This window comes from Actinomadura meyerae (genome assembly GCF_900188445.1).
Lineage (GTDB): Bacteria > Actinomycetota > Actinomycetes > Streptosporangiales > Streptosporangiaceae > Spirillospora > Spirillospora meyerae.
In genome coordinates this window covers 71,149-93,727 of the sequence record NZ_FZOR01000012.1, presented here as the reverse complement: position 1 = coordinate 93,727, position 22,579 = coordinate 71,149, and the positions used below count along the sequence as shown (strand labels likewise).

The 22,579-nt window shown below is 71.7% G+C and carries 21 protein-coding genes and 2 riboswitches; of the genes, 8 read left to right on the top strand and 13 right to left on the bottom strand.

Annotation, left to right across the window (positions count from 1 at the left end; translation table 11 throughout):
• Nucleotides 1-3 precede the first annotated feature (3 nt).
• The 5 genes from CHF16_RS14770 to CHF16_RS14750 all read right to left on the bottom strand — a co-directional run bounded on the left by CHF16_RS14770 (nucleotide 4) and on the right by CHF16_RS14750 (nucleotide 4,904).
• A complete protein-coding gene (locus tag CHF16_RS14770; protein WP_089326591.1) occupies nucleotides 4-1,374 on the bottom strand; it encodes an L-serine ammonia-lyase in 1,371 nt (456 codons plus the stop codon).
• A 54-nt stretch (nucleotides 1,375-1,428) separates the two neighbouring features.
• A complete protein-coding gene (locus CHF16_RS14765; RefSeq protein ID WP_089326590.1) occupies nucleotides 1,429-2,685 on the bottom strand; it encodes a serine hydroxymethyltransferase in 1,257 nt (418 codons plus the stop codon).
• On the bottom strand, nucleotides 2,682-3,071 hold the full coding sequence (gene gcvH, locus CHF16_RS14760) for a glycine cleavage system protein GcvH (RefSeq protein ID WP_089326589.1): 390 nt from the start codon (nucleotides 3,069-3,071) through the stop codon (nucleotides 2,682-2,684). The genes CHF16_RS14765 and gcvH overlap by 4 nt, the downstream gene beginning before the upstream one ends.
• A 15-nt stretch (nucleotides 3,072-3,086) precedes the next feature.
• Nucleotides 3,087-4,190: a glycine cleavage system aminomethyltransferase GcvT gene (gcvT, locus tag CHF16_RS14755; protein WP_089326588.1), complete on the bottom strand. Its 1,104-nt coding sequence runs from the start codon at nucleotides 4,188-4,190 to the stop codon at nucleotides 3,087-3,089.
• A gap of 73 nt (nucleotides 4,191-4,263) precedes the next feature.
• Nucleotides 4,264-4,353, bottom strand: a riboswitch (glycine riboswitch).
• A gap of 4 nt (nucleotides 4,354-4,357) precedes the next feature.
• Nucleotides 4,358-4,453, bottom strand: a riboswitch (glycine riboswitch).
• A 94-nt stretch (nucleotides 4,454-4,547) separates the two neighbouring features.
• Nucleotides 4,548-4,904, bottom strand: a complete 357-nt coding sequence (locus CHF16_RS14750) for a hypothetical protein (protein ID WP_143227988.1) — start codon at nucleotides 4,902-4,904, stop codon at nucleotides 4,548-4,550.
• Between the two features lie 267 nt (nucleotides 4,905-5,171).
• On the opposite strand from CHF16_RS14750, the gene CHF16_RS14745 reads away from it, so the two are divergent.
• Nucleotides 5,172-6,470, top strand: a complete 1,299-nt coding sequence (locus CHF16_RS14745) for a M50 family metallopeptidase (protein WP_089326586.1) — start codon at nucleotides 5,172-5,174, stop codon at nucleotides 6,468-6,470.
• A gap of 25 nt (nucleotides 6,471-6,495) precedes the next feature.
• Here the strand turns inward: CHF16_RS14745 and cds1 are convergent, their stop codons facing one another.
• On the bottom strand, nucleotides 6,496-7,593 hold the full coding sequence (cds1, locus tag CHF16_RS14740; protein ID WP_089326585.1) for an L-cysteine desulfhydrase Cds1: 1,098 nt from the start codon (nucleotides 7,591-7,593) through the stop codon (nucleotides 6,496-6,498).
• Between the two features lie 89 nt (nucleotides 7,594-7,682).
• On the opposite strand from cds1, the gene CHF16_RS14735 reads away from it, so the two are divergent.
• A complete protein-coding gene (locus CHF16_RS14735; RefSeq protein ID WP_218826672.1) occupies nucleotides 7,683-8,816 on the top strand; it encodes a hypothetical protein in 1,134 nt (377 codons plus the stop codon).
• Between the two features lie 34 nt (nucleotides 8,817-8,850).
• On the opposite strand, the gene CHF16_RS14725 is transcribed toward CHF16_RS14735, so the two are convergent.
• On the bottom strand, nucleotides 8,851-10,377 hold the full coding sequence (locus CHF16_RS14725; protein ID WP_089326583.1) for an ATP-dependent DNA ligase: 1,527 nt from the start codon (nucleotides 10,375-10,377) through the stop codon (nucleotides 8,851-8,853).
• Nucleotides 10,378-10,499: 122 nt separating this feature from the next.
• Here CHF16_RS14725 and CHF16_RS14720 point away from each other — a divergent pair, with 122 nt between their 5' ends.
• The gene (locus CHF16_RS14720; protein ID WP_089326582.1) at nucleotides 10,500-11,288 is read left to right on the top strand and encodes a hypothetical protein; all 789 of its coding nucleotides are present in this window, start codon (nucleotides 10,500-10,502) and stop codon (nucleotides 11,286-11,288) included.
• 324 nt (nucleotides 11,289-11,612) lie between these two features.
• Here the strand turns inward: CHF16_RS14720 and CHF16_RS14715 are convergent, their stop codons facing one another.
• The 3 genes from CHF16_RS14715 to CHF16_RS14705 are packed head-to-tail and all read right to left on the bottom strand — an operon-like array spanning nucleotide 11,613 to nucleotide 14,672.
• Nucleotides 11,613-12,584, bottom strand: coding sequence for an AurF N-oxygenase family protein (locus tag CHF16_RS14715; protein WP_089326581.1), 972 nt, complete (start codon nucleotides 12,582-12,584; stop codon nucleotides 11,613-11,615).
• Nucleotides 12,585-12,639: 55 nt separating this feature from the next.
• Entirely contained in the window at nucleotides 12,640-13,494 is an 855-nt protein-coding gene (locus CHF16_RS14710; RefSeq protein WP_089326580.1) for an SDR family NAD(P)-dependent oxidoreductase, read from the bottom strand.
• A gap of 56 nt (nucleotides 13,495-13,550) precedes the next feature.
• Nucleotides 13,551-14,672 carry a ferritin-like domain-containing protein gene (locus CHF16_RS14705; RefSeq protein WP_089326579.1) on the bottom strand — a complete coding sequence of 374 codons (1,122 nt, stop codon included), beginning with the start codon at nucleotides 14,670-14,672 and terminating at the stop codon, nucleotides 13,551-13,553.
• A 104-nt stretch (nucleotides 14,673-14,776) separates the two neighbouring features.
• Between CHF16_RS14705 and CHF16_RS14700 the strand changes: the two genes are divergently transcribed.
• On the top strand, nucleotides 14,777-15,481 hold the full coding sequence (locus tag CHF16_RS14700; RefSeq protein ID WP_089326578.1) for a TetR/AcrR family transcriptional regulator: 705 nt from the start codon (nucleotides 14,777-14,779) through the stop codon (nucleotides 15,479-15,481).
• On the opposite strand, the gene CHF16_RS14695 is transcribed toward CHF16_RS14700, so the two are convergent.
• Entirely contained in the window at nucleotides 15,405-16,100 is a 696-nt protein-coding gene (locus CHF16_RS14695; protein ID WP_245868518.1) for a TetR/AcrR family transcriptional regulator, read from the bottom strand. The two genes, CHF16_RS14700 and CHF16_RS14695, sit on opposite strands and share 77 nt — an antisense overlap.
• An 83-nt stretch (nucleotides 16,101-16,183) precedes the next feature.
• Here CHF16_RS14695 and CHF16_RS14690 point away from each other — a divergent pair, with 83 nt between their 5' ends.
• Complete coding sequence (locus CHF16_RS14690; protein WP_089326576.1) at nucleotides 16,184-17,647, top strand: flavin-containing monooxygenase; 1,464 nt, start codon at nucleotides 16,184-16,186, stop codon at nucleotides 17,645-17,647.
• Nucleotides 17,648-17,720: 73 nt separating this feature from the next.
• Nucleotides 17,721-18,101: a nitroreductase family deazaflavin-dependent oxidoreductase gene (locus tag CHF16_RS14685; protein WP_218826671.1), complete on the top strand. Its 381-nt coding sequence runs from the start codon at nucleotides 17,721-17,723 to the stop codon at nucleotides 18,099-18,101.
• A 73-nt stretch (nucleotides 18,102-18,174) separates the two neighbouring features.
• Here CHF16_RS14685 and CHF16_RS14680 read toward each other — a convergent pair whose 3' ends face one another.
• Together CHF16_RS14680 and CHF16_RS14675 are read right to left on the bottom strand one after the other, a co-directional pair.
• Nucleotides 18,175-18,822 (bottom strand): TetR/AcrR family transcriptional regulator, encoded by a 648-nt coding sequence (locus CHF16_RS14680; protein WP_089326575.1) that lies wholly within the window; start codon nucleotides 18,820-18,822, stop codon nucleotides 18,175-18,177.
• A gap of 170 nt (nucleotides 18,823-18,992) precedes the next feature.
• The gene (locus CHF16_RS14675; protein WP_143227987.1) at nucleotides 18,993-20,210 is read right to left on the bottom strand and encodes a PucR-like N-terminal domain-containing protein; all 1,218 of its coding nucleotides are present in this window, start codon (nucleotides 20,208-20,210) and stop codon (nucleotides 18,993-18,995) included.
• Nucleotides 20,211-20,669: 459 nt separating this feature from the next.
• Between CHF16_RS14675 and CHF16_RS14670 the strand changes: the two genes are divergently transcribed.
• Nucleotides 20,670-21,662: an ABC transporter ATP-binding protein gene (locus CHF16_RS14670; protein ID WP_089326573.1), complete on the top strand. Its 993-nt coding sequence runs from the start codon at nucleotides 20,670-20,672 to the stop codon at nucleotides 21,660-21,662.
• A gap of 128 nt (nucleotides 21,663-21,790) precedes the next feature.
• Nucleotides 21,791-22,579: an MlaE family ABC transporter permease gene (locus CHF16_RS14665; protein ID WP_089326572.1), complete on the top strand. Its 789-nt coding sequence runs from the start codon at nucleotides 21,791-21,793 to the stop codon at nucleotides 22,577-22,579.

Below are 22,579 nucleotides of genomic sequence, written 5' to 3'. Positions count from 1 at the left end.
GCGTCAGCATTCGATGACGTTGACGGCGAGGCCGCCGCGGCTCGTCTCCTTGTACTTGTCGAGCATGTCGCGGCCGGTGTCGCGCATCGTCTTGATGGCCTTGTCGAGGGAGACGAAGTGGCGGCCGTCCCCGCGCAGGGAGATGCGGGCGGCGCTGATCGCCTTGATCGCGCCGACCGCGTTGCGCTCGATGCACGGGACCTGGACGAGGCCGCCCACCGGGTCGCACGTCAGGCCCAGGTTGTGCTCGATGCCGATCTCGGCGGCGTTCTCCACCTGCTCCGGGGTGCCGCCGAGCACCTCGGTGAGGCCCGCCGCGGCCATCGAGCAGGCGGAGCCGACCTCGCCCTGGCAGCCGACCTCGGCGCCGGAGATGGACGCGTTCTGCTTGAACAGCACGCCGATCGCGCCCGCCGTCAGCAGGAACCGGACCACGCCCTCGCCGTCGCTCGGCAGGAACCGGTCGTAGTAGTGCAGGACGGCCGGGATGATGCCGGCGGCGCCGTTGGTCGGGGCGGTGACGATGCGGCCCCCGGCGGCGTTCTCCTCGTTGACGGCGAGGGCGAACAGCGTGACCCAGTCCATCGCGTGCAGGGGGTCGGCCGGTTCCTCGGTGGAGAGCTGCCGGTAGAGCTGGGGCGCGCGGCGCCGCACCTTCAGGCCGCCGGGCAGCAGGCCCTCGCGGGTGCGGCCGCGGTCGACGCAGGCCCGCATGACGTCCCACAGGTCGAGCAGGCCCGCCCGGATCTCGGCGGGCGTGCGGCCGAAGGCCGTCTCGTTCTCCAGCATCAGCGCGGAGATCGACAGGCCCGTCTCGCGGCACCGGTCGAGCAGCTCGGCGGCCGTGTCGAACGGGTGGGGCAGGACGGTGTCGTCCGGTTTGATGCGGTCGGCGCCGGCGGCGGTCTCGTCCAGGATGAACCCGCCGCCGACCGAGTAGTAGACCTTCGCGCGCAGTTCCCCGCCGGTCTCGTCGAAGGCCGTGAAGCGCATGCCGTTCGGGTGGCCGGGCAGCGACTCCTTGCGCTCGAAGTGCAGGTGCTCGTTGACGGCGAACGGGATGTCGTGGTCGCCGAACAGGCGCAGGGCGCCGCGCTCGCGGATGGACGCCAGGCGCCCGTCCACCGTGTCGACGTCCACCAGTTCCGGCTTGTCGCCCTCCAGGCCCAGGATGACGGCCTTGTCACTCCCGTGGCCCTTGCCGGTGAGGCCGAGCGAACCGTAGAGGACGACCTGGACGGACGCGGTCTTCTCCAGGAGCCCGTCGCGTTCCAGCCCGCGGGCGAAGCGGTGCGCGGCGGCCATCGGCCCGCCGGTGTGCGACGACGACGGGCCGATGCCGATTTTGAACAGGTCGAACACGCTGATGGCCATCGCTACCTCGTTGTAGCTGCCGCGCCCCCTCCCGGGGGAGGGGGCGCCGGTGCGTCACAGGTCCGGATACAGGGGGTGCTTCTCGGCGAGGGCCCGCACCCGCGCCGACAGGGCGTCCTTGTCGAAGGACGGCTGGAGGGCCAGCGCGATCACGTCGGCGACCTCGGCGAAGTCCGCCGCGGTGAAGCCGCGGGTGGCGAGCGCCGGGGTACCGATCCGCAGGCCGGAGGTGACCATCGGCGGGCGCGGGTCGTTCGGCACCGCGTTCCGGTTCACCGTGATGCCGATGTCGTGCAGCCGGTCCTCGGCGTCGCGCCCGGTGAGCTCGGAGTCGACCAGGTCGACCAGCACCAGGTGGACGTCCGTGCCGCCGGTCAGCACCTTCACGCCCGCCTTGGCGGAGTCCTCGGCGAGGAGGCGGTCGGCGAGCAGCTTCGCGCCCTCGACGGTGGCCGCCTGCCGGGCCCGGAACTCCTCCGACGCGGCGATCTTCAGCGCGACCGCCTTGGCGGCGATCACGTGCTCCAGCGGGCCGCCCTGCATGCCCGGGAACACCGCCGAGTTGATCTTCTTGCCGAACTCCTCGCGGGCGAGGATCAGCCCGCCGCGCGGCCCGCCGAGCGTCTTGTGCGTGGTCGTGGTGACGATGTCGGCGTGCGGGACGGGCGAGGGGTGCAGCCCCGCCGCCACCAGCCCCGCGAAGTGCGCCATGTCGACCATGAGCAGCGCGCCCACCGAGTCGGCGATCTTGCGGAACTCGGGGAAGTCGAGCTGCCGCGGGTACGCCGACCAGCCTGCGACGATCATCTTCGGCCGGTGCTCGGCGGCGAGCGCGGCGACCTCGTCCATGTCGACCAGGCCGTCCTCGGCGCGGACGTGGTACGGCACGACGTTCAGCGTCTTGCCGGAGTAGTTCAGCCGCATCCCGTGCGTGAGGTGGCCGCCGTGCGCGAGGTCCAGCCCGAGGATGGTGTCGCCGTGCTGGAGCAGCGCGAAGTACACCGCCGTGTTGGCCTGCGCCCCGCTGTGCGGCTGGACGTTCGCGTGCTCGGCGCCGAACAGCTCCTTCGCCCGGTCGATCGCGAGCTGCTCGGTGACGTCGACGAACTCGCAGCCGCCGTAGTAGCGGCGCCCGGGGTAGCCCTCGGCGTACTTGTTGGTCAGGACGGAGCCCTGCGCCTCCAGCACCGAGACGGGCGCGAAGTTCTCCGACGCGATCATCTCCAGGGTGGACTGCTGGCGGCGCAGCTCGGCGGCGACGGCCGCGGCGACCTCGGGGTCGGCTTCCGTCAGCGGTTCGTAGAGGCTCATGACTCCTCGATCAGCTTCGCGTAGGCGGCGGAGTCGAGCAGGTCGCCGGGCTCGTCGCTGATCCGGACCTTGAAGATCCAGCCCTCGCCGTACGGGTCGTCGTTGATGACCTTCGGCTCGTCCACCACGGCGGTGTTGACCGCGGTGATCTCGCCGCTGACCGGAGAGTAGATGTCGCTGACCGACTTGGTGGACTCGATCTCCCCGCAGGGCTCGCCCGCCTCGACGGTGTCGCCCTCGGACGGCTGCAGCTCGAGGTAGACGATCTCCCCGAGGGCGTCGGCGGCGTGCGCCGTGATGCCGACGGTGACGATGCCGTCCTCGCCGCCGAGGCCGGACACCCACTCGTGCTCTTCGCTGTAGCGGAGCTGCTCCGGAACGCTCACAGTCTCTTCTCTCTTTCAGGAACGCTTGTAGAAGGGCAAGGGAACCACGTCCACCGGCTCGGGCCGGCCGCGGACGTCCACGGCCAGGTCCGCCTCCTCGACGCCGCTGTCGAGGTACGCCATGGCGATCGGCTTGCCCAGTGTGGGGGACGGGGCCCCGCTCGTCACGACACCGCACGGCGTGCCGCCGGACGTGACGACCTGGTACCCCTTCCGTGGCGCGCGACGCCCGCGCGCGACCAGTCCCACGAGCCTACGGCCAGGAGGCGTCGCGGCCTGCGCCGCCAGGGTGGTCTTGCCCACGAAATCGACCGTCTTGTCCAGCTTCACGACGCGGCCGAGACCGGCCTCGAACGGCGTCGTCTCGGCGGTCAGCTCGTTGCCGTACAGCGGCATGCCCGCTTCGAGGCGCAGCGAGTCGCGCGCGGCGAGGCCCGCCGGGACGACCCCGTCGACGGCGGCGAGCGCCCGCCACAGCGCGACGGCGTCGGCGGCGTCCACGAACAGCTCGAACCCGTCCTCGCCGGTGTAGCCGGTGCGGGCGATCAGCGCGTCCACGCCCGCGACCCGGCCGGCGAGGACCGCGTAGTACTTGAGGTCGCCCACCGGCGCCTCGGTGAACCCTTCGAGGATCGCCTGCGAACGCGGGCCCTGCAGGGCGACCAGCGCGTACGCGTCGGAGCGGTCGTCGACGGCCGCCTCGAAACCGGCGGCGCGCTCGGCCAGGGCGTCCCGCACGACGTCGGCGTTCGCCGCGTTCGCGACGACCATCCAGGTGGTGTCGGCGAGCCGGTAGACGATCAGGTCGTCGAGGACGCCGCCGTCCGGCGCGCAGATCATCGTGTAGCGGGCCTTGCCGACCGGCATCGGCGACAGGTTCCCGACCAGCGCGTAGTCGAGCGCGGCGCCCGCGTCCGGCCCGGACAGGAAGATCTCTCCCATGTGCGACAGGTCGAACAGGCCGGCGCCGGTGCGGACGGCCTGGTGCTCGGCGGTCTCGCTCTTGTAGCGCAGCGGCATCAGGTAGCCGGCGAAGTCGACGAGGTTCGCGCCGAGGTCGCGGTGGACGTCGTGCAGCGGCGTGGTCTTCGGCTCGGCGGGCGTGGGCTCGGCGGGCATGGGTTCGGCTCCTTCGTCGCGGGCGCGCGTGGTCCATCGTCCCACTCGCGCACCGGGCGTCTCGGTGCCTCCCCCTCTGTCATCGGCGCCTGAGAGCTTCACCCGCCGCCGGACGGCGGGTTTTCACCTTCGGCGGGGGACCGGGGTCCCCGCTTTCCAGAGGTCGCCTGGCCCGTGCGGTCCGTGGGCCTGAGAGGTTCCGGGGAGGATTTGCTCCTTCGGCGTCCCACACCGGCTGCGTGGGACTCTCCCGCACGGGGTCAACGGCTCCGCCAAATCTAGCAGCGGCCCCGTCCCGCGACCACTCGGCGACCACCCGCCTCCGGCCGCGCCCTCACTCCGCCGGCGGCGGCGCCTTCACTCCGCCGGCGGCGGGGACGCCGACATCGACTTCACGCAGGTCCGCAGGGCCGCCTTGATCTTCTCCAGGTCCTTCTTCGCGGGGGTGGACGTGGGGTTCGGCGTCGGCAGCTCCACGCCCTGCTTGTGCATGCAGTCGTTGAACGCCTGCGTCGCCTTCGACACGCCGGGCGGGACCGGCGTGACCGTGGTGCCCGCAGGCGCGGACGCCGCTCCGGACGGCGCTGACGCGGGAGCGGAGGCGGCCGGGGCGGGCGGCGCCGACGCCCCGGCGTCCCCGCCGCCGTCGCCGGAACCCCCGCACCCGCTGAGCGCGAGACCCAGCACCAGCACCGCAACAAGACCGCGCTTCAAGGCGAACTACCTCCAACGACCGGGGTGGACCGCTCATCATGCGCGCGCCCGCCGTCGCGCCGCTACCAAGGCGGATGCCAATGCCGCCGCGCTTACTTAGCACCTCTCCTCAAATCCGGCCCGTGCCGCCCGCCGGACAAGGTGCCTGCGCACGAGTGCCGGTTCCCCGATTGACTTAAACCGGTACACGGCCGATCACGTACTCTGAGTTGGTTGCTGGAGATCACCCGCGGTGGGCGCGGGGGGACGAGCTGAGGGGCATGCCGGATGGTCTACCTGGCGGGGATGCTGATCCTGTTCTTCGGCCTGCTGGTGTCCATCGCGCTGCACGAGCTCGGGCACTTCTCGTTCGCCAAGCTGTTCCGGGTGCGGACCACCCAGTTCATGGTCGGGTTCGGCCCGACGATGTGGTCGAAGCGCAAGGGCGAGACCGAGTACGGGGTGAAGTGGATCCCGCTCGGCGGCTACATCCGCATGATCGGGATGCTGCCGCCGCGCAAGGGCGACGCCCCCGGGCAGGTGCGGCGGGTCAGCACCGGGCCGTGGCAGGGCCTCATCGAGTCGGCGCGCGGCGCCGCGCTGGAGGAGATCCGCCCCGGCGACGAGGACCGCGTGTTCTACGCCAAGAAGTGGTGGCAGAAGCTGCTCATCATGTTCGGCGGGCCCGCGATGAACCTGCTGCTGTCGGTGATGTTCTTCGCCATCCTGCTGATGGGCATCGGCACCAAGCAGGCGCAGCCGGTGATCGGCGAGGTCCTCGAGTGCATGGTGCCCGCCAGCCAGTCGCAGACGACGGAGTGCCCGGCGAACGCCGCGCCGACCCCGGCCGCGCAGGCGGGCCTGAAGCCCGGTGACCGGATCGTCGCGTTCGGCGGCAAGAAGATCGACGACTACGAGAAGCTGCGGGTGCTGATCCGCGACAGCGGCGGCAGGACGGTGCCGATGACCGTCGAGCGGGACGGGCGGGACGTCCAGCTGAGCGTGCCGGTCACCCGCAACCAGATGTACGACCTGGACGACCAGGACAAGATCGTCAACGTCGGGTTCCTCGGCATCACCCCGACCAGCGCGATCGAGCGGCAGGGCCCCGGCGCGGTCGCGAGCACGATGGGCGACCTCACCGCCCGCACCGCCGGAGCGCTGGTCCGGATGCCGGAGAAGATGGTGGGCGTCTGGAACGCCGCCTTCAGCGACGAGAAGCGCGACCCGAACGGCCCGGTCGGCGTCGTCGGCGTCAGCCGGATCGGCGGCGAGGTCGCCGCGTCCAGCGACTACACCAACGCCGAGAAGGTGTCGTTCTTCGTGATGCTGCTCGGCTCGCTGAACCTCGCGGTCGGGCTGTTCAACCTCGTCCCGCTGCTGCCGCTGGACGGCGGCCACATCGCCGGGGCGCTGCTGGAGGCCGTGAAGAAGGCGTTCGCGAAGATCTTCCGCCGCCCCGACCCCGGTTACGTGGACGTCGCCAAGGCGCTGCCGGTGACGTACGTGATGGCGGTCGTGCTGATCGTCATGGGCGGCCTGCTGATCTACGCCGACCTGGTGAACCCTGTCACCGTCACCGGATAGCGGGCCGTCGCGGGACGGCGCGCCGTCACGGGACGGCGGGCAGCTCGCCGGTCTTCAGGAACGCGTCCAGCGCGGCCAGGTAGGGCGCGATGTCGAGGCCCTGCTCGGCGAGCCACGCGTCCGAGCCGTAGGTGCCCGCGTAGCGCTCGCCGCCGTCGCAGATCAGCGTGACGACGCTGCCGCGCTCGCCGCGCGCCCGCATCTGCGCGATCAGCTCCGCCGCGCCCCACATGTTCGTGCCGGTCGAGCCGCCGACGCTGCGTCCGCTGACCTCGGCCGTCCAGCGCATCGCCGCGACGGACGCGGCGTCCGGCACCTGGATCATCCGGTCGATGACCGTCGGCAGGAACGACGGCTCGACGCGCGGCCGGCCGATGCCCTCGATCCGCGAGCCCGCCGCCGTCCGCTCCGGGTCGCCGTCGGCGAACGAGCCGTGGAACGCCGAGCCCTCCGGGTCGACGACCGCGAGCCGCGTCTGGAACATCCGGTACCGAGCGTAGCGGCCGATCGTCGCGGACGTCCCGCCGGTGCCCGCGCCGACCACGATCCAGGACGGCTCCGGGAACCGCTCCAGCCGCATCTGCTCGAAGATCGACTCGGCGATGTTGTTGTTGCCGCGCCAGTCCGTCGCGCGCTCGGCGTAGGTGAACTGGTCCATGAAGTGGCCGTTGCACTCGGCGGCGAGCCGCCGCGACTCGTCGTAGATGGCGGACGGGTCGTCCACCAGGTGGCAGCGGCCGCCCTGGAACTCGATCAGCTGGATCTTCTCCGGGCTGGTCGAGGCGGGCATCACCGCGATGAACGGCAGCCCGAGCAGCCGCGCGAAGTACGCCTCCGACACCGCGGTGGACCCGCTGGACGCCTCGATGATCGTCGTGTCCTGGCGGATCCAGCCGTTCGCGAGCCCGTACAGGAACAGCGAGCGGGCGAGCCGGTGCTTCAGCGAACCGGTCGGGTGGACGGACTCGTCCTTCAGGTAGAGGTCGATGCCCCACTCCGGCGGCAGCGGGAACACGTGCAGGTGCGTGTCGGCGCTGCGGTTGGCGTCGGCGTCGACGAGCCGGATCGCCTCGGCGATCCAGGCCCGGTACCCCGGATCGCAGCGGTCCACGGTGCGGCTCATGCCGGCCTTCCCCCTCGATCGTCGCTGATCGGCCGGGTCCCACGATATCCGCGCATGTCGCGGTGCATGATGGAGGCTGCGGGGGGCAGATGATCGAGATGTTCGACGAGCGGGTGATGGCGGCCGGGCGGCTTCCGCTGCTCGGCTTCTTCGTCGCGTTCCTCGTCACGTTCGTGCTGACGCGGGTGAACGTCCGGCTCATCCGCTCGGACGTGCGCTGGTGGTTCCGCAACGTGAAGGCGGGCGACCTCCACATCCACCATGTGGTGTTCGGCGTGGTGCTGATGCTGGCGGGCGGCGTGGGGAGCCTCGCCGTCCCGGACGCCTACACCGGCCTCAACGTGGCGGCCGCCGTGGTGTTCGGCATGGGGTCCGCCCTCGTGCTGGACGAGTTCGCGCTGATCCTGCACCTCAGCGACGTGTACTGGACGGAGAAGGGCCGCGCGTCCGTCGACGCCGTGTTCGTCGCGATCGCGGTGACGGGCCTGCTGCTGCTCGGCATCCGGCCGCTCGGCTACGAGGGCATCGCGCCCGACCCCGGCACCGGCATCCTCACCCGCGTCTACGTGGCGTCGCTGGTGGTGAACCTCGTGTTCGCGGTGATCACCCTGCTCAAGGGCAAGATCTGGACCGGGCTCATCGGCCTGTTCATGCCCGCCCTGCTGATCGTCGGCGCGATCCGGGTGGCGCGGCCGGGCTCGCCGTGGGCGCGCTGGCGGTACGCGCCCGACTCGCGCCGCTACCAGCGGGCCGTCCGGCGGGAGCGGCAGTTCCGCCAGCCGCTGATCCGCGGCAAGATCTGGGTGCAGGAGTTCATCGCGGGGCGGCACGACCTCATCCCGCCGGACCTGCGCCAGCGCGGCGCCGACGCCGCCGAGCGCGCCCGGCTGCGCCGTCTCGAACGGGCTGAGCGCCGCGCCGCCGCCCGCGTCCAGCGCAAGGCCAGGGCCCGCGCGGAACGCCGGGCCGAGCGCCGCGCCGCGCGCCGCGCGGCCCGCGGTGTGCGCCGCCGCCTGGCCCCGCGCGGCGGGGCCGCCTCCCGGGGCGAGACGACCCGCACCCTGCCCAGGGCGGCGTCCCGCATGCGCGCCCGCGCCGCCGCGCGCCGCCCGCGCCGCGCCCGCGACGACTTCGCGGGACGGCTGCGCCCCGGCGGCCGCGTCCGGCAACCCCCGGAAGAACCCGCCGCCCCGACCGCCGGGCAACGCGACGCGGGCCCGTGAGGCGCTAGTTCAGTACGGGCTAATCCAGCACGCGCTAGTCCATCACTGGGGCGACGGCGCGGACGGTGTCGATCGTGTCGGCCTCGGCGGCCGTCTTGTCGGGGCGGTAGCGCAGCACCCGCGCGAACCGCAGCGCGATGCCGCCCGGGTAGCGGGGGCTGTGCTGGACGCCGTCGAACGCGATCTCCACGACCAGTTCCGGCCGGACGTGCACGACCCAGCCGTCCTCGCGCACGGCCAGCTCGCGGAGCTTCTTCGTCTGCCAGGCCAGCAGCTCGTCGGTGAGGCCCTTGAACGTCTTGCCGAGCATGACGAACCCGCCGGTCTCGGGGTCGCGGGCGCCGAGGTGCAGGTTCGACAGCAGCCCCTCCCGCCGCCCGTGCCCCCACTCGACGGCGAGGACGACGAGGTCGAGCGTGTGCCGCGGCTTCACCTTGATCCACCCGGCGCCGCGCCGCCCGGCCGTGTAGGGCGTGTCGAGCGACTTGATGACGACGCCCTCGTGCCCCCGCGCGACGGCTTCGTCGAAGACGTCCTTGGCCCGCGCCGCGTCGCCGGTGACGACCCGGGGCATCCGCAGCTCGTCCGGCACGACGCGCGCCAGGGCGGCGTTCCGCTCGGCGCCGGGCGCGTCGAGCAGGTCGGCGCCGTCCAGGTGGAGGACGTCGAAGAGGAAGGCGCTCAGCGGCACCTGCTCGGTCGTCCTGGTGGTGCGGGTGGCGGTGCGCGCGGCGGTCACCTGGAAGGGATGCGGGTGGCCGTCCGGGCGCAGGGCGATCAGCTCGCCGTCGAAGACGGCCGTGCGGATGGGCAGCGCCCGCACCGCCTCGACCACCTCGGGGAGGCGGGAGGTGATCTCGTCGAGCGTCCGGGTGAAGACGCGGACGTCGCCGCCGGCGATGTGGATCTGCGCGCGGATGCCGTCGAGCTTCCATTCGACCGCCGCCTCGGCCTTGAGCTTGGCGAAGGCTTCGTCGGTGGACGGCGCGGACGCGGCCAGCATCGGCTTGACCGGGCGGCCCACCTCCAGGGTGAAGGCGCGCAGGGCGTCGACGCCGCCGGACAGGGCGGCGGTGGCGACCGGGCCGAGGGAGCCTCGCAGCATGACCGCGCGCCGCACCTCGGCGGACGGCACCTCGGCCGCCGCCGCGATCGCCTCGGCCATCACCCCGTCGAGCGCGCCCTGGCGCAGCTCGCCCGCCAGGAGGCGGACGAGGAAGCCCTGCTCGGCGCGGGTGGCGCGGGCGAACAGCGCGGCGACCAGGTCGCGGCGGCGGGCGACGGAGCCGGGGCCGGAGACGCCGCCGATCTCGGTGAAGGCCGCGTCGACCTCCGGGACGGTCAGCGACGGCCCGGCGGCGGGCGGCGGGAGATCCCGCAGGGCGGCGTAGCCGACGCCGATCTGGCGTTGCGGCAGCTCACCCGACAGGTAGGCGACCACGGTGGCGGCCTCGCCGGCGTCGGCCCGGCGCAGGCACCCGGCGAGCGCGGTTACCTTGGCCTTGCGGCCCGAGGTGCCCGCCACCGCCTCCGACGTCCGGGCGATCTCCGCTAGCAGCACCCCTCCAGTGTGACTCCGGGGTCTGACGTTCGGCACCGCCGGGGGGCCTGGTCAGCGGCGGCGCGCCTGACTACGTTGACGGGAGGCGGGCCATGACGCGACGGGGGAGTGAGGAGCGGGACGTGGGGCTGCACCCTCCGGCCGAGCCGTTCCACCGGCCGTACGCCGGGCCGGAGCCGCCGTCTCCGGACCGCCGGCCGAAGCGGCTGATCGTGCTGCTGGTCGCGGCGGTCGCGTTCGCGGGTGCGGCGGTGGCGGTGTTCCTGGTCGCGCCCGGCGGCGGCAAGGGGACGGACCGGGCCGCGGTGACGCCGAGCACCGCCGGGCCCACGCCCTCCGAACCCACGCCCTCCGGGCCCGCGCCTTCGGAACCCGCACCCTCCGAGCCCACGGCGTCCGAACCGGCGCAGCCGATCGTGCGGGCGCTGCCGCCGCCGTGCGGGACGGTGCGGGCGGGCACCGTGGCGAAGGCGGTCCCGAAGGCGTCCGAGAAGAAGAGCGCCAACTCGACGCTCACCACGTGCACGTACACCTCGAAGGAGTCGGCGTTCCGCTGGCTGCGGGTGGAGGCGCGGCTGTACGCGCCCGCGCACACCGCGACGCCCGTGCGGGACGCCGAGAGCTACTACGACGCGCAGTGGACGCAGGCGCACGACGCCCCGCTCGTCCGGACGATCGCGCTGGAGCGCGAGCACGGCGTCGGCGACGAGGCGTACCGCTGGTTCATGGCCGACCAGGGGCAGCCGACCCTCGTGGGGCTGGTGACGGCGAGGGTCGGCAACGCGGTCGTCACGGTGAGCTACAGCGAGGAGGCGCCGCGCGGCGGCGGCCAGGCGGCGCGGGAGCGGCCGATGCTCGGCACGGCCACGGCCGTCGCCCGCGAAGTGCTCACCGCGCTAAAGGATTTCTGACCTCATTTGGCCGATCATGCCATATTTACTGTCAGCACCTTCTAAGGTGATTCGGTAATGGGGAGGCAGTATGCCGATCATGCTCCCGCGCCAGGCATGTGATCGGGGTGCTGAGACGCCTGGGAGGAGGAGGTCGACGACGTGAACGCGCGATCGGACGGAGTGTCCTGGGTGAGATAACCCCAGGCAGATGGCCGTGTTCGTCGATGGGCCGCGGAGTGGACCCCGCTCCGCGGCCCTTTCTGTGCGGCAGCCCGGACCATTGGCCGACATTGGCGAACCGATTTCTAATAAGCGTTTCGACGTCAAGATAAATGCGCCGGGTCAGCCGTGCAGCAGGCCCGCCTTGATCCACACCTCGCGGGCCCGGCCGTCCAGGAACCCGACCTCGTCGAAGAAAGCGGTGCATTTCCGGAGCGACCACGCCAGCGTGGCCCGGCGGTGCGGGCTGCGCGCCGCCACCCGCCGCGCGAGCTTCGGGTCCAGTCCCACGGCGGTGTAGCAGGACGGGTGGATCATCTGCCCGGCGAGCAGCCGGGTCCCCTGCGCCAGCGAGAAGGCCGCCGCCCGCCGCTGGATCGCCGGGGCCCTGGCGACCAGCCGCTTCAGCTCCTCCCGCGCGTACTTGATGTGCCGCGCCTCCTCGATCACATGGATCCGGGTGACCTGCCGGACCAGCGGCTGCATGTCCTCGTCCGGGAACGTCAGCCGCTGGAACGCGTCGGTCAGCTCCTCCACGACGAGCGTCCCACCGAACATCGGCATCGGGTCGTACACGACCCCCAGCAGCTTCGCGGCGTGGTACTCGAAGGCGCGCGGGCGGTGCGTGCGCAGGCCGCAGGTGCGCACCATCCGGCCGAACATCTTCGAGTGCCGGCACTCGTCGGCGACCTCCGTCAGCGCGTACGCGAAGTGGTCGCTGTCGTAGCGGTGCCGGTAGGCGTGCATGAGCAGCGCCTGCATCAGCATCATCTCCGACCAGATGCCGAACGAGGCGATGCTGCACATCTCCCGCTTGCTGAGCTCCACCCGCTGCCGGTGCGTGAGCCCGTCCCACAGCGGCGTCTCGTAGATGGACACGAGCTGCGGCGGGAGGTAGAAGACGTCCGGGTCCTGGGGCGCGTCCCAGTCGACGTCCGCGTCCGGGTCGAACGAATGCTTGCGGGACGTCCGCAGCAGCCGCTGAGCGACCACCTCGCGGTCGGTCAGCTCCAGCGTGTGGTCGCCGTCCTTGCACCGGATCTGGGCCGTCCACGTGCGCGGACGGCCGTCGAGCAGCGACGCTTCGGGGGGCATGGATCCTTCTCCTCTTACGGCGTTGAGGGTCGGGGCCGCCGCCCGGCGCGGGACGTCAGCCCTGGGGAGTGGGGATTCTGGCCAGCAGGCGCAGGGACGCGGGGGACACCCGGGACAGGGTGTGCAGGAGGTGGCCCTCGAAGTTGACCGGGACCACGGCCTTGTTCTTGATGATGGCGTTGACGACCCGCTCGGCGACCTTCTCCGGCGGGTAGTTGCGGAGCTGGATGGCCTTCTGACCGCGCTGCCGCAGCTTCTCGGGGGACTTGTCGACGTAGGTGCCGTTCTTGACCAGGTCGGTGCTGACGAAGCCGGGGCAGACGGCGGTGACGCCGATGCGCGACCCGGCCAGTTCGGCGCGCAGCGACTCGCTGAGCATCAGCACGGCCGCCTTCGTCGTGCAGTAGGCGGGCATGCCGCGCCACGGCGCGAACGCGGACGCGGACGCGATGTTGACGATGTGGCCGCCGAGGTTCGGCTTGTCGGGCTTGTTGGGCAGGGCGTTCACGCGGTCGCGCATCTGCCGCCCGAACAGCCGGCAGCCGTGGATGACGCCCCACAGGTTGACGCCGAGGATGCGGTTCCAGTCGTCCGGCTCGGTGTCCAGGAACGGCCCGGCCAGCGCGATGCCCGCGTTGTTGACCACGATGTCGGGGACGCGGTGCGCCTCCTTCACCTCGGCCGCGAACGCCTCCATCGCGGCGGCGTCGGAGACGTCCACCCGGTAGGCGGTGCCGCCCGCGCCGACCGCCTTCGCGCGGGCGGCGGTCCGCTCCGCGGCGGCCAGGTCGATGTCGGCCGCGATGACGCTCGCGCCGCTCTCGGCGAGGGCGAGGGCGGTGGCCGCGCCGATGCCGCTGCCGGCTCCGGTGACGACGGCGAGCGCTCCATCGAAGTGCGCGAGTGGCATCCTGACCTCCGGGACGTGCGGACGGGCGGCTACGGGAACGAGTGATCCAAACGTACTCAGCCCGTACCCGTCCCGGCGATCAGCTCCCCCGCGATGACCGCGTCGACCTCGGCCTTGCGGGCGGCCTCCTCGGCGGCGAACCGCTCGCCGTCGAGCTTGTCGGCGATCTCCTCGTCCTGCTTCATGAGCGCCTCCAGGTCGGCCTTGGACATGTCGAGGACGCCCATGTCGTCGTAGGCCCGCTGGACGCGCTCGCTCCACAGCCCGATGTCCTTCACGCAGGGGACGATCCGGCTGAACAGCAGGCTCTGGAACATCCGCATGTAGGGCGAGTTCTCCACCAGCTCGTCGACCTCGGCGGGGTCGATCCCGAAGTTGGTGTAGATCTCCCGGCCGCGGATGCGGTCGCGCATCAGGTAGCAGCCCTCGATGACGAAGTCCTCGCGCTCGCGCAGCTCGGCCTCGGAGAGCTGCTTGTAGTAGTCGCGCAGCGCGAGGCGGCCGAACGCGACGTGGCGCGCCTCGTCCTGCATGACGTAGGCGAGGATCTGCTTGGGCAGCGGCTTGGTGGTGATGTCGCGGATGACGCCGAACGCGGCGAGCGCGAGGCCCTCGATGAGCACCTGCATGCCGAGGTAGGGCATGTCCCAGCGGGAGTCGCCGAGGGTCTCGTTCAGCAGGTCCTGGAGCTGGGTGTTGATCGGGTAGACCATCCCGACCTTGTCGTGCAGGAACCGGGTGAACAGCTCGACGTGCCGCGCCTCGTCCATGGTCTGGGTGGCGGAGTAGAACTTGGAGTCGAGGTCGGGCACCGACTCCACGATGCGGGCGGCGGTGACCATCGCGCCCTGCTCGCCGTGCATGAACTGGGAGAACTGCCAGGACGTGTAGTGCTGGCGCAGCTCGCCGCGCTGCTTGACCGAGAGCTTGTCCCAGTGCTTCGTCCCGTAGATGGCGAGGGACTGGTCCGGGACGCCGAGGACGTTGTACGGGTCGACCTCAAGGTCCCAGTCGATGCGCTTGACGGAGTCCCACTGCTTGTCCTTGCCCTTCTGGTACAGGGCGAGGAGGCGGTCGCGCCCGTCGTCGTACTCCCAGGTGAACCGGGCGTCGCCGGCCAGGGGCACGGTCCACTTCCCGGTGGGGGCGGGGTCGGTATAGAGGTCGTGGGTCGGCATGGGCACTCCTCCCCGATCGCGGACGTACGCTGTACGTACGTACGATGTACGTACCGTGTCATGGGACACTTACCGGTGTCAACGGCGGGAAAGGGGCGGGTGGCATGGGCGATGGCGTGACCTCCGACACACCGCGTCCCGCGCTGACCCGCGACCGCATCGTCCGGGCCGCGGTGGCGCTGATCGAGCGGGAGGGCGCGGACGCGCTGTCGATGCGCCGCGTCGCCGCCGAGCTGGACGTCGCCGTCATGTCCCTCTACAACCACGTCCCGAACAAGACCGCGCTGCTGGAGGGCGTCGCCGAGCAGGTCGTCTCGGGCATGGAGCTGATCGACGACCCCGACGAGCCCTGGCAGCAGCGGGCGCGCGCGCTCGTCCGCGCGTTCCGGAAGGTCGCGCACGACAACCCGCGCTGCATGACGATCGTCTTCACCCACAAGGTCGACTCGGCGGCGGGGCTGCGGCCGATGGAGCGGGCGCTCGCGCTGGCGGACGCGGCCGGGTTCGACGGCGGCACCGCCGTGCGGATCATGCGGGCGCTGCTGGCCTACGCGATCGGCGCGCAGATGCGCGAGATCGGCATGGAGAAGATGCTCGGGCATCTCGCCGAGACGGGCGCCGAGTCGTGGAAGCACCTCGACCCGGAGGAGTTCCGGCACGTCATCGCCTACGGCCCCGAGCTGGCGATGCACGACCCCGAGAGCGACTTCGAGTTCGGCCTCGACCTGCTCATCACGGCGCTGGAGGCGCTTCCGCGCCGCCGTCCTCCCCGGGGGCCGGCTCCGGGCGCGGGGTCAGGTACGGGCTGAGGCCCTGCCGGCAGAAGTCGGTCATGTAGCGGGCCGCGTCCTCCGCCGACACGTCGGGACGGGTCGCCTGCCACAGCGCGACCCGCTCGCTCGCGCCCATGATGATCTGCGTGTACGCCTCGATCGCGGCGTCCGGCGCGCCGGGCGCGAACATCGCCAGCACGCCCGCGATGAGCGTGCTCTGCTGCCGCCGGGTCGCCTCGACGGCCTCGGCGGTCTCCGGGGACGGGGCGACCGGCTCGCGCAGCAGCATCGCGAACGAGCCGCTGTGCGCGTCGACGAAGGAGAAGTAGGCGAGCATGCCGCGCCGCAGGATGTCCTCGGGGTCGCTGGCGCCCGCCATGGCCTTCTGGGTGACGTCGAGCAGCTCGGCCTTGGACCGGCTCACGCACGCCACGAGCAGGCCGTCCTTGGAGCCGAAGTACTCGTAGAGCATCGGCTTGGAGACCCCGCAGCGCTCGGCGATCTCGTCCATGGAGGTGCCCTGGTAGCCGCGCTCGCCGAACACCCGCTCCGCGACGTCCAGCATCTGCCGCTCCCGGTCGGCCCGCGACATCCGCCGCCGGCGGCGGACCGGGGGCTTCCCCTCCGAGGGGGGCTGCGGTGTGGCGCCACTCACAGGAGAATCCTATCCGCCGGACCTACCGGCAGTAACCTACTCGCGGTAACTTACCGGCAGTAGGTTACCCGAGAGGAGGGGTCATGAGCGAGCGCGCCCCCGCGATCGTGATCATCGGCTCCGGCTTCGCCGGCCTCGGCATGGCGATCCGGCTCAAGCAGTCCGGCTTCCACGACTTCACGGTCCTGGAGAAGAGCGACGCGCTCGGCGGGACGTGGCACGACAACACCTATCCCGGGTGCGCCTGCGACGTGCCCTCGCACATGTACTCCTTCTCCTTCGAGCTGAACCCCGGCTGGTCGCGCATGTTCGCGCCGCAGCCGGAGATCCGCGCCTACATGGAGCGGACGGCCGACAAGTACCGGGTGCGCGACCACATCCGCTTCGGCGCGCGGGTCGAGTCCATGGAGTACGACGACGAGGCCCGGCGCTGGGACGTCACCCTCGCGGACGGGTCGGTCCTCACCCCGCGCGCCATCGTGTCCGGCATCGGCGCGCTGCACGTCCCGTCCTCCCCGGACCTGCCGGGCATGGAGCGGTTCCAGGGCACCGCGTTCCACTCCGCCGAGTGGGACCACGGCTACGACCTCACCGGCAAGCGCGTCGCCGTCATCGGGACGGGCGCGTCCGCGATCCAGTTCGTCCCGAAGGTCGCCAAGCGCGCCGGTGACCTGGTCGTCTTCCAGCGGACGCCGCCGTGGATCCAGCCGAAGCCGGACGTGACGATCCCCGCGCCGGTCCGCAAGGTGTTCGAGAAGGTGCCAGGCACCGCCCGCGCGTTCCGCAACGGCATCTACTGGGCGCTGGAGGCACGCGCGGTCGGCTTCACCGTCGACCCGCGCCTGTCCGGCCCGCAGGAGCGCATCGCCCGCAAGCACATCGAGCGGCAGATCGCCGACCCGGAGCTGCGCGCCAAGGTGACGCCCGACTACACGATCGGGTGCAAGCGGATCCTGCTGTCCAACGACTACTATCCGGCGCTCGCCCGCCCGAACGTGCACGTGGAGACCTCCGCCGTCGCCGAGGTGCGGGAGAACTCGATCGTCACCGCGGACGGCCGCGAGTACGAGGTCGACTGCATCATCTACGGCACCGGCTTCAAGGTGGTCGACGCCCTCAACGACCTGCGCGTCACCGGCCGGGGCGGCACCAAGCTCCAGGAGATCTGGGCGGACGGCATCGAGGCGCACCGCGGCACCACGATCCCCGGCATGCCGAACTTCTTCATGCTGCTCGGCCCGAACACCGGCCTCGGGCACAACTCGGTCGTCTTCATGATCGAGGTGCAGATCCAGCACGTGCTGAGCTGCCTGCGCCTGCTCCAGGACGCCGGCGCCGACGTCATCGAGCCGAAGCCGGAGGCGGCGCGCCGGTTCAACGACCGGTTGCAGAAGCGGCTGCGCCGGGCCGTGTGGAACGAGGGCGGGTGCAGCAGCTGGTACCTGGACGACCAGGGCGTGAACCGCACCCTGTGGCCGGGCTTCACGTTCGAGTTCTGGGCGAGCTCGCGCAAGGCCGATCCGGCGGAGTACATCCTCAGCCGCTGACCGTCCCCGGACGGCGCGGCCGGGTCCGGGCGCCCACCGTGCGGCGGGCGCCCGGACGTGTTACTCATGGGGCATGCCGAAGCCGCTGATGCCGAGCTGGCTCCCCAGCTTCAACAAGAAGGTCACGAACCGGATCCAGGGCGTCTACGCGCCCTACCTCCCGCCGCTCGCGGTCGTCGTGCACCGGGGGCGCCGGTCGGGCCGGGAGTACCGGACGCCGGTCACCGCGTTCCGCAGCGGCTCCCGCCTGATCATCGGGCTGCCGTACGGGCGGGACGCCGACTGGGTCCGCAACCTGCTGGCCGAGGGGCGCGGCGGCGTGGAGCGCCTCGGCCGCGCCCGGCGCATCGCGAACCCGCGCGTGGTGACCGCCGCCGAGGCCGACGCCCTGCCGCGCCCGGCCCGCTCCGCGGCGCGCTACATGGACGTCCTAGTGGCCGACATCGAGGACTGACACGCCCGCTCGAAGGCGCCCGCGTCCCTCCGCCGGAGGCGCCGGCTCGAAGGCGTCTCCGGGCCGCTCAGCGCTACTTCTCGGGCGCGAACATGGGCCGGAACCCCGCGAGCAGCTGCCGGATCACGGGCCGCTGCTCGGCCGGGCCGCGGCCCCGCAGCTCGTGGACCGGGTCGAGGCCGTCGTAGTACGGCGCCAGCGCGAGGAACGGCAGCAGGGTCATCAGCCAGGTGGCGAGGACGTCGAGGTCGGCGTCCTCGCGGATGGCGCCCTCGGCCTTCCACAGCTCCAGCGTCGGGTGGATGACCTGGAGGTAGTGCTGGTTCGCGGTGTCGCGGACGACGGACCGCACGCTGTTGTCGAGCTCGAAGTTGGTGGCCGCCGTGACGCCGCGCTCCAGCGGGTGGTCGGCCATGTACTCGGTCCAGTCGCAGAGGACGTCGAAGAGCCACTCGTCGAAGGACTGGTCGAAGGAGACCCGCTCGATGCGGCGCTCCATCTCCTCGCGGATGCGGCGGGACGTCTCGTCGCACACGAACGCGAAGAACTCCAGCTTGTCGCTGAAGTACTGGAACAGCGAGCCCTTGGCGATCCCGGCCTCGCGGGCGATGGTGTTGAGGCTGCCGGTGGAGTACCCGTGCTCCCCGAACTCGCGCATGGCCACCTCGAGGACGCGCTCGCGCTTGGCGACGTTGAGGCGGAACCAGGTCGAGGTCGGCATGGACTCCTTCGACTTCCCGTCAGGAGGCGGTAACCAGAAGGTCAGGATAACCGCCCCTGCCGTCCCGTGTGACCCAAAACGTCACCGGCGTTCGCGGAAAGTCACCGTGGGCGGGGAGCCGGCCCGCGTCACGCCTTCCGGCGGCGCCGTCACGCCTTCCGGGGCCGCCGTCACGCCTTCCGGCGGCCGACCCGGCGGCGCCGGTACAGGCTCGCGGCGCGCAGCGTGGCGTCGAGGGAGAACCGGGTGTCGGCGTCGTCCAGGCTGTCGCCGAGGTAGCCCTCCAGCTGGCGGAGCCGGTACCGGACGGTCTGCGGGTGGATCTTGAGCCGCTCGCCGATGTCGACCGCGGTGGCGCGGGTGGTGACGGACTCGGCGAGGGTCTCGACGAGGCGCTTGCGCTGCCCGTCGGAGACGTCCTGCAGCGGCTCCAGGTGCCGCCGGGTGAGCTCCTCGATCAGCGGCGGGTCCGACAGCAGCCACATGGTCATCAGGTGGTTCTGGCACGGGATGAGGGAGCCGTCGGGGATGATCCCGTCCTCGGCGAGCGCGAGGACGCGGCGCGCCCACCGCAGCGAGTGGGTGGCCCGTTCCAGCGGCAGGGTGAGGCCGAGGACGCAGCTGGCGTCCGACAGCGCGGCGCGCAGCATGCTCATGCGGTCGGCGGTGAGCGGCCCCGGGACGAGTAAGCAGGGCTCCGCCGAGTCGAAGTCGGTGAGGACGTCGGTGTCGAGCGCGGAGCGCGTGCAGGGCGCCTCGGGGTGGACGGCGATGAGCGTGGCCTCGGCGGGCAGCGGCCACCAGCCGGTGGACTTGGCGAGGTCCTCGATGGCCTCGGGGACGACGGCGGGCCGCTGCAGGATGAGGTGCAGCAGCCGGCGCCGCTCCTCGCGGCGGCGCATGTCGGCGTGCCCGGTGGCCTGCTGGTAGCCGAGGCGGGCCTGGGCGACCGACTCCTCCAGGTAGACGAGCATGGCGTCGACGGCGGCGGCGACGACGGAGGTGGGGACCTGCTCGCGCTCGGCGAGCACGGCCGTCCGGCGCCAGGCGACGTGGAAGGCGATCCGGGCGGCGGCCTGCAGGTGGTCCAGCGACCGCCCCTCGATGGCCTCGAACCGGCCGAGGGTGCGGCAGGTCTCGTCGCGCTGGGCGGTGGAGGCGTTCGGGTCGGAGACCCGCTCCAGGAAGGTGGGCAGCAGCATGTCCGCGCACAGCCGGAGCGTCTGGTCATAAGACGGGTCGGGCCGGTCGTACTCGGGGATGTTCTGCTTGATCTCCGCGACGATCTCGCTCGTCACACCGGACAGTTCGGCCCGCAGCAGGTCGAGGAAATCCCGGAAGGCGATCTGACTCCTGCCGTGTTCGGACAATTCCAATGCCTGCGACATGGAAAGGAAACCTCCGCATCGAGCCGGCCGCAGCGGGGGTCGCCGTCCGGGGGACGGCGGCTCCGTGCGGGGGTGTGCCGAGCTGGAAGCGAGCACCGTGGGCGAGTTCGAGAACACCGTGAACATAAAGTCGCCAGTCTCGGCTGGCAAGGGGCTCCGGCAGGTTCGGCCCCCCGGTGGCCCCGCTTTGCGCGCGATGTGACAAGAACGACGTTCGGTTGCTGGATCGATGACAACCGCTGCGGGCGCCTGTGCGTCGGGGTGCGGCCCGCCGGCGTCATGTTACTCGATGGTAGTCACTCGCGACGAATCCCGGGAGATCGAACACTAAGCCGGTGACAATTTCCGCGGGCCATTTACCGAATTGTGTCGAAGATACCGCGAGTCCCTATTGAATTACCCGTCTACTCGGCCGTAACGTCCTCGCAACCTCCTGCCCTATCGCGAGTGGTGGTGTCGTTGGGAATTGAAGTCGTCGTCGAGGGGCTGACCAAAGTGTTCGGCCGGCAGACGATCTGGCGGGATGTCACCCTCACCCTCCCGCCGGGAGAGGTCAGCGTGCTGCTGGGGCCCTCGGGCACCGGCAAGACGGTGTTCCTCAAGTCGCTCGTCGGCCTGCTCAAGCCCGAAGAGGGCCGGGTCATGATCGACGGTGTCGACATGGTCAACGACCGCGACCGCGACGTCTTCGAGGCCCGCAAGCGGTTCGGCCTGATGTTCCAGGACGGCGCCCTGTTCGGCTCGCTGCCCCTGTACGACAACATCGCGTTCCCGCTCCGCGAGCACACCCGCAAGAGCGAGTCGGAGATCCGGCGGATCGTGCTGGAGCGCATGGAGATGGTCGGCCTCGCCGGCGAGGAGCGCAAGCTGCCCGGCCAGATCTCCGGCGGCATGCGCAAGCGCGCCGGCCTGGCCCGCGCGCTCGTCCTCGACCCGGAGATCATCCTGTGCGACGAGCCGGACTCCGGCCTCGACCCGGTCCGCACCGCGCACATCTCGCAGCTGCTCATCGACGTCAACGCGCGGATCGACGCGACGATGCTGATCGTCACGCACAACATCGACATCGCCGCGACCGTCCCCGACAACATCGGCATGCTGTACCGCCGCGACCTCGTCGCGTTCGGGCCCCGCGAGGCGCTGCTGACCAGCGAGGAGCCGGCCGTCCTGCAGTTCCTGCACGGCGACACCCACGGCCCGATCGGGATGTCGGAGGAGAAGGACGCGGCGCTGCTCGCCGCCGAGGCCGCCGCTCCGGCGCGCACCCACCGCACCCTGGAGATCCCGCCGCAGCTCCGGCCCTCGCCGGGCCTGCCGCCGCGGCAGGGGGAGCAGCGGCACGCGAGGGCGGTGGACGCGATGATGCCGCGGCTGTCCTACGCGGCGCAGCAGGCGATCCGCCACAACCGCGCCCACCAGCAGCGGGAGGGCGGCTTCCATGGCGCGAACTGACAGACCGCCGACCGGCAGGCCGCGAACTGACGGGCCGCCGGCCGGCCTACCGCCGGCCGGTATCGGCCGAACCGAGCATGTGACCGCACGGCGCGGCGACGCGCACGTGCCCGTGGAAGGAGACGCGCGTGGCCGCACCTGACGCCGCGGTCCCCGGCGCCGGCGCGCTGCGCCAGACCGGGCGGCTGTTCGCGCTCGCCGGGACCGTGCTGGCGCTGTCGTTCCGGCGCCCGTTCCAGCTCCGCGAGCTGGTCCAGCAGTTCTGGTTCATCGCCTCGGTGTCGATCCTGCCGACCGCGCTGGTGTCGATCCCGTTCGGCGCCGTGATCTCGCTGCAGGTCGGGTCGCTGGCCAAGCAGCTCGGCGCGCAGTCGCTCACCGGCGGCGCGAGCGTCCTCGCGGTCGTGCAGCAGGCGAGCCCGCTGATCGTGGCGCTGCTGATCTCCGGCGCGGCCGGGTCGGCGATCTGCGCCGACCTCGGCTCCCGGACGATCCGCGAGGAGATGGACGCGATGGAGGTGATGGGCGTCTCGCCCATCCAGCGCCTCGTCGTCCCCCGGGTGCTCGCCTGCATGGCGGTGGCGGTGCTGCTGAACGGCCTGGTCTCGGTCGTCGGCGTCGCGGGCGGCTACTTCTTCAACGTGCTGCTGCAGGACGGGACGCCCGGCGCCTACCTCGCCTCGTTCTCCGCGCTCGCGCAGCTCCCCGACCTCTACATCGGCGAGTTCAAGGCGCTGATCTTCGGGTTCATCGCCGGGGTCGTGGCCGCCTACCGCGGCCTGAACCCGAGCCCCGGCCCGAAGGGCGTCGGGGACGCGGTCAACCAGTCGGTCGTCATCACGTTCCTGATGCTGTTCTTCGTCAACCTCGTGCTGACCGCCATCTACCTGCAGGTCGTCCCCCCGAAGGGAGCGTGA